This window comes from Dokdonella sp. (assembly GCF_036518555.1).
GTDB lineage: Bacteria > Pseudomonadota > Gammaproteobacteria > Xanthomonadales > Rhodanobacteraceae > Dokdonella_A.
Map to the genome: position 1 here is coordinate 1 of NZ_DATDMY010000199.1, position 7,622 is coordinate 7,622.

8 protein-coding genes are annotated in these 7,622 nt (G+C 69.6%); 5 read left to right on the forward strand and 3 right to left on the reverse strand.

What is annotated here, in order from left to right; translation table 11 throughout:
- On the reverse strand, nucleotides 1-569 hold a 569-nt coding region (gene prmB / locus VI238_RS11285; RefSeq protein ID WP_331651357.1), incomplete at its 3' end, for a 50S ribosomal protein L3 N(5)-glutamine methyltransferase.
- 93 nt (nucleotides 570-662) lie between these two features.
- On the opposite strand from prmB, the gene VI238_RS11290 reads away from it, so the two are divergent.
- From VI238_RS11290 to VI238_RS11300, 3 genes are all read left to right on the forward strand, one after another.
- Nucleotides 663-1,301 (forward strand): SCO family protein, encoded by a 639-nt coding sequence (locus VI238_RS11290; protein ID WP_331651359.1) that lies wholly within the window; start codon nucleotides 663-665, stop codon nucleotides 1,299-1,301.
- A complete protein-coding gene (gene asd / locus VI238_RS11295) occupies nucleotides 1,301-2,167 on the forward strand; it encodes an archaetidylserine decarboxylase (RefSeq protein ID WP_331651361.1) in 867 nt (288 codons plus the stop codon). The genes VI238_RS11290 and asd overlap by 1 nt, the downstream gene beginning before the upstream one ends.
- Before the next feature lie 166 nt (nucleotides 2,168-2,333).
- The gene (locus VI238_RS11300) at nucleotides 2,334-2,762 is read left to right on the forward strand and encodes a hypothetical protein (RefSeq protein WP_331651363.1); all 429 of its coding nucleotides are present in this window, start codon (nucleotides 2,334-2,336) and stop codon (nucleotides 2,760-2,762) included.
- Nucleotides 2,763-2,967: 205 nt separating this feature from the next.
- Here the strand turns inward: VI238_RS11300 and VI238_RS11305 are convergent, their stop codons facing one another.
- Entirely contained in the window at nucleotides 2,968-4,485 is a 1,518-nt protein-coding gene (locus VI238_RS11305; RefSeq protein WP_331651365.1) for a transglycosylase SLT domain-containing protein, read from the reverse strand.
- Between the two features lie 145 nt (nucleotides 4,486-4,630).
- Here VI238_RS11305 and VI238_RS11310 point away from each other — a divergent pair, with 145 nt between their 5' ends.
- Together VI238_RS11310 and VI238_RS11315 are read left to right on the forward strand one after the other, a co-directional pair.
- Nucleotides 4,631-6,115, forward strand: coding sequence for a helicase HerA-like domain-containing protein (locus tag VI238_RS11310; RefSeq protein ID WP_331651367.1), 1,485 nt, complete (start codon nucleotides 4,631-4,633; stop codon nucleotides 6,113-6,115).
- Nucleotides 6,116-6,117: 2 nt separating this feature from the next.
- Complete coding sequence (locus VI238_RS11315; RefSeq protein ID WP_331651369.1) at nucleotides 6,118-7,422, forward strand: hypothetical protein; 1,305 nt, start codon at nucleotides 6,118-6,120, stop codon at nucleotides 7,420-7,422.
- A gap of 4 nt (nucleotides 7,423-7,426) precedes the next feature.
- On the opposite strand, the gene VI238_RS11320 is transcribed toward VI238_RS11315, so the two are convergent.
- The coding region (locus tag VI238_RS11320; protein WP_331651371.1) for a hypothetical protein at nucleotides 7,427-7,622 on the reverse strand (196 nt) is incomplete at its 5' end.

Genomic DNA, 7,622 nt, shown 5'->3' on the forward strand with positions numbered 1-7,622 from the left:
CCGAGGCTGCCGAACAGGTCGGACTTGATCACGCGCACGCGCTCGCCGACGTCCTGGAACTCGACGTTCTCGCGCGCGAGCGCGAGCGCGTCGTCGCTGATGTCGGCGAGGTCGACCTGCCAGTCGGGATTGTGCGCGGCCATCGCGATGCCGATGCAGCCCGAACCGGTGCAGAGGTCGAGCGCGCGCCGGACGTGGCGCTCGTCGAGCCACGGCGTGAAACCGCTCTGGATCAATTCGGCGATGGGCGAGCGCGGCACGAGCGCACGCCCGTCGGACTTGAACTTGAGGCCGGCGAACCACGCCTCGCCGGTCAGGTAGGCGACCGGGCGATGTTCGTCGACGCGGCGGTCGATCAACGCCAGCACGGCCTGCTTCTCCGCCGCGGTGAGATGCGCCTGGCCGTACGCGGGCGACAGGTCGTGCGGCAGGTGCAGCGCGTGCAGCACGAGATGGGTCGCCTCGTCGAGCGCATTGTCGTAGCTGTGGCCGAAGGTGAGCCCGGCGGCGCCGAAGCGGCTCGCGCCGTAGCGGATGAAGTCGACGATGGTCGCGAGTTCCTGCGTCACGGTGGCGTCCGCGCGTTCGAGGAGGGGCCGGAAGTATAGGACATGCCCCGCATCGGTCCGCGTCCAGCCGGGCCGTCCACGTATAATCGGTGGATGACCCGCATCCGCAGCGCCGGTCGCGTTTCCGCGAACTGGCTCATCCTCATCGCCGCACTTGCGGCCGCCGTCGGGCTCTGGCTCGGCACGCGCGTGCTCGCACCCGCGCCGGGCCCGCGCCTTTCCGCCGTCGTGCTGTATCCGGCGCCACGCGAACTGCCCGAGTTCCATCTCGATCGCAGCGACGGGAGCGCGCTCACGCTCGCCGACTGGAAGGGCCGCTGGACGATCGTCTTCTTCGGCTACACGAGCTGTCCCGATGTGTGCCCGACGACGCTGTCGGACTTCAAGCAGGTATGGAAGCGCCTGCCGCCCGCGGCGAGGGATCGCGTCCGGTTCGATTTCATCTCGGTCGATCCACAGCGCGACACGCCGACCCAGCTCGCGCGTTACGTCGGTTTCTTCGAGCCGCAGTTCGTCGCCGCGAGCGGCAGCGATGAACAACTGACGCGCCTGACGCATGCACTCGGGCTCGTCTACGCACGCGGCGAACCGAAGGACGGCACTTACGACGTCGACCACAGCGCATCGGCCGTCCTCATCGATCCACAAGGCCGCCAGGCCGGCGTGCTGCGCCCGCCGTTCGATGCGGCCACGATCGCCGCGGACCTCGTCGCCCTCGCGGGGACGCCTTGATGCGCGCCGCCCTCGTCCTGCAGTACCTGCTGCCGCACCGGCTGTTGTCGCGACTCGTGCTGTGGGGCACGCGCTGGACGTTCGCGCCCTGGAAGGACTTCCTGATCCGGCGCATCGTGCACGGGTACCGCGTCGATCTGGGCGAGGCCGAGCAACCGGACCCGTCGGCGTACCCGCACTTCAACGCGTTCTTCACGCGCCCGCTGAAGAGTGGAGCGCGCCCGCAGGCGCAGGCGGTCGACGCGATCCTCTGCCCCGCGGACGGTCGCATCAGCCAGGCGGGCACGATCCGCGCGGGCCGCGTGTTCCAGGCCAAGGGCCAGGACTTCAGCGTCGTCGAACTGCTCGGCGACGAAGCGGCCGCCGCGCCCTACGCGGAGGGGCGTTTCGCGACCGTCTACCTGTCGCCGCGCGACTACCACCGCGTGCACATGCCGATTGCGGGCGAGCTGCTCGAGACCGTGCACGTGCCCGGGCGCCTGTTCAGCGTCGCGCCGTTCGCGGTCGCCGGCGTGCCGCGCCTGTTCGCCCGCAACGAACGGGTCGTCTGCCACTTCCGCGGCAGCGAGGGGCCGTTCGCGGTCGTCCTCGTCGGCGCGATGCTGGTTTCGGGCATCGAGACGGTATGGGGCGGCGTCGAAGTGCCGCCTTACGCCTCGCGCATCACGCGGCGCGACTGGCGCGGTCGCGGCATTCGCCTCGCCCGGGGAGCGGAGATGGGGCGGTTCAACATGGGATCGACGGCGATCGTGCTGTTGCCCGCCGCCGCGACGCTCGAGGCGACGCTCGCGCCGGAGCAGGCCGTGCGCGTCGGCCAGGCGATCGGCACGCTTGCCGGAGCGAATCTCCTACCCGGTCCCGGTTGAATCCCCCTTCCCAAGCCCGGTCACATCGGTCACAATGTGACGCGATTGGGCAATTTGTGACGCGATGGGCGGTCTCACGGGGTAGACCTCGCCTAGTATCGACGTCACGGACCGACAACCATCCAGATCGGCCCCAGGGATGGGCAGGGGGAACACCATGCAGATCATGACCCGTTTGATCGCCCTCAGCCGCGCGATGCAGCTGCGCCGGCAGTTCCGGGAGATCAACAAGACGCTCGAGTCGCTGCCGCCGACCGCGCGCCGCCAGCTCGCCGGAATCGCGCTGCGCGAGTTCACGAGCGCGTCGAAGAGCGAGTTCCCGCACCTGTACGCGACGCCGCCCGAGGAAAAGTACCGGCCGTGGGGCAGTGGCGCCGACATCGGTCTGGAACGTCTGCGCTCGGACAACCTGCAGGTGCGCCTGCGCGGCGTGGCCCTCTGGCTGACCGTGGTGTTCCACGAGACGAAGGATTCGCCGTTCGGCGAGCAGCAGGACCTGCACCGCCAGGCGATGCGCTGCCTGCGTTCGCTCAAGGAAGGCGTACCTTCCGACGACCTCAACCGCTGGATGATCGACGGGGCCGAGGCGGCCTGAGCCAACCGCGCACGTCACGCCGGCGTGCGGGCGGAACGGATGCCGCACAGGGCCATTCGTTTCGCGGAGCCGGATCAACCCGGCTCGCAAGCATCAGGACGATGCTGCCGGGTGGACAGCGCGGTCCACGGAAGGACCGCAATTCGCATTCTCCGATTTCACAGGACGGGACCTGGCGCAAGGAAGCGCCAACTCCCGCCACGCGTCAGCGCGCGCACTCCGGCACCTTCAGCGACTGCCCCGGCTTGATCGGATAGTTCGGCCCGCGCAGGCCGTTCGCGGCCGCGATCTCGCGCACGGCGCAACCACTGCTGCGCCGCGCGATCGCGGCGAGCGTGTCGCCCTTGCGCACGACGTAGATCCTCCCCTTCGCATGCGCCTTGGCCGGCGCGCGCGACTGCGCGAGCGAAACCGGCGGCGGTGCAGGCACGATCGCCTCGTGCAGTTCGGCCGCGAGCTGCGGCCAGCGTCCGCCGGCGCAGTCGCGCTCGTAGACCTTCTCCAACCGCTGCGGCACGACCACGCGAGCCCCGGCCGGCTCCTGCTGCTGCGGGTCGAGCTGCGGGTTGAGGTTGCGCAAGGTCCGGAACCAGCCGTCGTGCGCATTGCCGTCCTGGCCGAGGCAGACGGTGAGTTCCGCGATCGACGCGGGCCGCTTCAACGTGATGCTGCCCGGCTTCGCGGCCACCTTCGGAAACTCGAGGTTGTAGCGCTCCGGATGCATGAACAGCCAGGCGGCCGCGAGCACCATCGGCACGTATTCGCGCGTTTCCTGCGACACGCTGCCGTACACCTCGGGGCTCCAGAAACCGGACGCGCTCTCGCCCCTGCCCGCACGGCGCTGCATGGCGCCTTCGCCGCCGTTGTACGCACCGATCACGAGCTCGAGGTTGTTGTTGAAGATCGCGAGCTGCTCGTTGATGTACGCGGCGTTCGCGCGCGCGGCGAGGCGCGGATCGAAGCGCTGGTCGAAGCCGTCGACGTTGCCGAGGCCGAACCGCACGCCGGTCGCGTACATGAACTGCAGTGGGCCGGACGCCCCCGAGCGCGACACCGCATGCACCTTGCCGCCCGACTCCTTCGCGAGCATGCCGAACAGCAACGCTTCGGGCAGCCCGGCCTTCTCGTACTCCGGCCACATCTGGTAACGCAGGTACTGGTAGTTCTCGTACGCGGTGATCAGGTTCGGTCGATACTGCGTGAGCCACTCCTCGAGCGCGGCCTTGACCGGGCCGTTGAGCGCGATGATGTCGCCGAGTTCCCGTCCCTTGAGCAACGTGATCGAACGGCCGAGTGCGGGCATCGCGGTCACGATCGGCGATCCCTCGCCCGCTTCCTCGGTCGCTTCCGGCGTGGTCGCACCGGTGTCGCCCTCGACGACGGAATCGGCGTGGCTGCCGATGCCCGCGCGCAGCAGGGAGTCGAAACCGGCGACGAACCGCTGCTGGTCGCACTCCGCGACGCGCGCGCACTCCGTCGCCGCGGTGCGCAGGTCGTCGAGCGCCGCCTTCATTTCCGCCTGCGCGCGCTCGGTCTCGCCGGAGCGCGCCAGCGCGAGGCCCGCTTCGTAGCGACGGCTGTCTTCGTCGAGCCGCTGGTAGAGCGCGCTCGATGGGTCGTCCGCCTTCGGCGCCGGCGTCGGCTTTCCGCCGCGCGGCGCGTTGCCGGCGCACGCGGCCAGGGCGGCGGCGGCGGCGATGCAGAAGGTCCGGTATCGAAACATGGGCGGCGCCGCGTGCGTGGAAACGCCGCAAGTTAACCGCATGCGCGTGCTGCGGCAACCCGCGCACCCGCGCGGCAGCGCGGCGATTCGTCGCTACAATCGGTCGCTGCAACCACGCGCGACGGCGCATGCGGGGAGAATCCACTTGAGCGACATCCTGATCGGCAAGGGCGACAAGGACGTGTACCTGCTCGCCAGGTACGCGAACCGGCACGGCATGGTCGCGGGCGCGACCGGCACCGGCAAATCGGTGTCGCTGATGCTCATGGCGGAAGGTTTCTCGCGCCTGGGCGTGCCGGTCTTCCTTGCCGACGTGAAGGGAGACCTCGCCGGGCTGTCCCAGGCAGGCACGATGAGCGACAAGCTCAAGGCGCGCATCGACAAGCTCGGCATCGACTGGACGCCGAACGCGAACCCGGTCGTGTTCTGGGACGTCTACGGCAAGCTCGGCCACCCCGTGCGCACCACCGTGTCGGAGATGGGGCCGAACCTGCTCGCGCGCCTGCTCGAACTCAACGACACGCAAGCGGGCGTGCTCGAGGTCGCGTTCAAGGCGGCCGACGACGACGGCCTGCTGCTGCTCGACCTCAAGGACCTGCGTGCACTGCTCTCGTTCGCGGCCGACAACGCGAAGGAACTGTCGCAGCAGTACGGCCTGATCTCGCCGCAATCGATCGCGGCGATCCAGCGCTCGCTGCTCTCGCTCGAACAGGCCGGTGGCGACGGATTCTTCGGCGAGCCCGCGCTCGACCTCGCCGATTTCATGCGCCAGGACATGTCCGGCCACGGCATCGTCAACATCCTCGCGGCCGACCAGCTCGTGCTCAAGCCGAAGCTGTACACGACCTTCCTGCTCTGGATGCTGTCGGAACTGTTCGAGCGCCTGCCCGAAGTCGGCGATCTCGACCAGCCCAAGCTCGTGTTCTTCTTCGACGAAGCGCACCTGCTGTTCGACGATGCGCCGCCCGCGCTGCGCCAGCGCGTCGAACAGGTCGTGCGCCTGATCCGCTCGAAGGGCGTCGGCGTCTATTTCTGCTCGCAGAATCCCGACGACGTTCCGGACGTCGTCCTCGGCCAGATGGGCAATCGCATCCAGCACGCGTTGCGCGCATTCACGCCGCGCGACCAGAAAGCGGTCAAGGCCGCCGCCGAAACGTTTCCGCCGAACCCGCGCATCGACGTCGCCGCGGCGATCACCCAGCTCGGCGTCGGCGAGGCGCTCGTGTCGACCTTGCAGGCCGGTGGCGTGCCGATGCCGGTCGAGCGCGCACTCGTCGCATCGCCGGGCTGTCGCATCGGCACGATCACCGACGCCGAACGCGCGACGATCCGCTCGCGCTCGCCGATCGGGGCGAAGTACGACACCGCGGTCGATCGCGAATCCGCATTCGAGAAGCTCGCGCAACGCACGGCGCAGGAAGCCGCCTCGGCCCCCGCGCCGAAGGGCGGCAAGACGCAGGCCGACGCGGGCGCCGGCGACTGGACGCAAGCGGCGAAGGACATGGTGTTCGGCACCAAGCGCCGACAGGGCATGATCGAAGCGTTCGCGAAGTCGGCGGTGCGCAATGCGGCCGGCCAACTCGGCCGCTCGCTGCTGCGCGGCGTGCTCGGCTCGCTGTCGAGGCGCTGACGATGACGTCGCGCGGCCAGCGGACGCCGGCGCAGGCGCGCGCCGGCGAGATCGTGCCGTTCTGGTATCGCCTGCGCGAGATCTCGCTCTACCCGACCCATTCGGCCGCGCTGACGACGGTCGTCACGCTCGCCCTGTGCCACCTGGTGGAATTCCTGCCGCTCGGCATCGTCGGCTGGCTGTTCCAGTTGCTGATCTGGGTGGCGCTGTACAAGTACGCGTTCGAGTGCCTGCGCGCCACCGCGAACGGGCGGCTGGAGCCGCCCGAGGTCGCGGTGTCGGTGGAAGACAGCCTCGGCTGGTCGCAGATATGGTTGCAAGTCGCATTCTTCGTGCTGAACCTGCTCGGCTTCATCCTGCTCGGCCCGATCGGCGGCACGTTCGTCGCGATCTTCCTAGCGCTCGCGCTGCCCGGCGCGATCATGACGCTCGCGATGGACGGCAGCCTCGGCCACGCGCTGAATCCCGCGACCTGGATCGCGATCATGGCGCGACTGCAGTGGCCCTACGTCGCGGTCGCCGCGCTGTACTTCGTGTTCAACCTCAGCCAGCGTTACGCACAGGCGCTCGTGCTGCCGATCCTGCCGCCGGTCGTTTCGACGATCGCGTTCTACTTCATCACGAACTACGCGGTCGTGGCGACGTTCCACCTCATGGGCTACCTCATCTACCAGTACCACGACGAGATCGGCTACGAGCCCGCGGTGACGACGATGCCGGCGCTCGCGCGCGCGCGCGATCCCGACCAGGAGATGCTCGACGAAGCCGCGGTGCACATCCGCGAAGGTCGGCCCGAGTCCGCCGCGGACCTGCTCGCAGGCCAACTGCGCGCGCGCGGCGGCAGCGAAGCGGTGCACGTGCAATACCGGAAGGTGCTCGGCGTGCTCGGCCGGCGCGACGAGCTGCTGCGGCACGGGCGCGAATGGATCGCCGTGCTGCTCGCGCAGGACAAGGATCGCCGCGCGGTCGACGTCGTGCGCGATTGCCAGGAGATCGACCCCGCGTTCGAGCCGGCCGATCCGGACGACGTCGCGCGCATCGCGCGCACCGCCGTCGATGCGGGCCAGAGCCAGGTCGCGCTGCGACTCGTCTCGAACTGGTACCGAAGCCATCCGAAGCATCGCGACGTGCCTGCCAATTGCCTGCTCGCGGCGAGACTGCTGGCCGAACGCATGGGCAAGGAAGACACCGCGCGCGCGCTGCTCGATCGCGTGCTGCAGGGCTTTCCGCAGCATGCGCTCGCCGGCGAGATCGGTGCGTACCGCCGCTTCCTCGACACGCTCGGTGCCCCGCCCGCCCGCGCCTGATCCTTTACGGCTCGACGGCGAGCAGCGCGTTCGCCTTGTCCGCGTCGGCCGACCCCGGCCAGGTCGCGACGATGCGCGCGAGCAGCGCGTGCGCGCCGCGGGCCTCGCGGCGCGCGAGCAAGTCGCGTGCGACCTGCAACATCGCGGCCGACAGCCCCGGCGTCGCCGGCGCGCGCGCGGCGAGCGCCACGAGCACCTCC

Bases quoted from the DNA above. Each gene is read 5' to 3' on its own strand.
- VI238_RS11290 (WP_331651359.1), top strand. From the start codon at position 663: ATGACCCGCATCCGCAGCGCCGGTCGCGTTTCCGCGAACTGGCTCATC.
- asd (WP_331651361.1), top strand. From the start codon at position 1,301: ATGCGCGCCGCCCTCGTCCTGCAGTACCTGCTGCCGCACCGGCTGTTG.
- VI238_RS11300 (WP_331651363.1), top strand. From the start codon at position 2,334: ATGACCCGTTTGATCGCCCTCAGCCGCGCGATGCAGCTGCGCCGGCAG.
- VI238_RS11305 (WP_331651365.1), bottom strand. From the start codon at position 4,485: ATGTTTCGATACCGGACCTTCTGCATCGCCGCCGCCGCCGCCCTGGCC.
- VI238_RS11315 (WP_331651369.1), top strand. From the start codon at position 6,118: ATGACGTCGCGCGGCCAGCGGACGCCGGCGCAGGCGCGCGCCGGCGAG.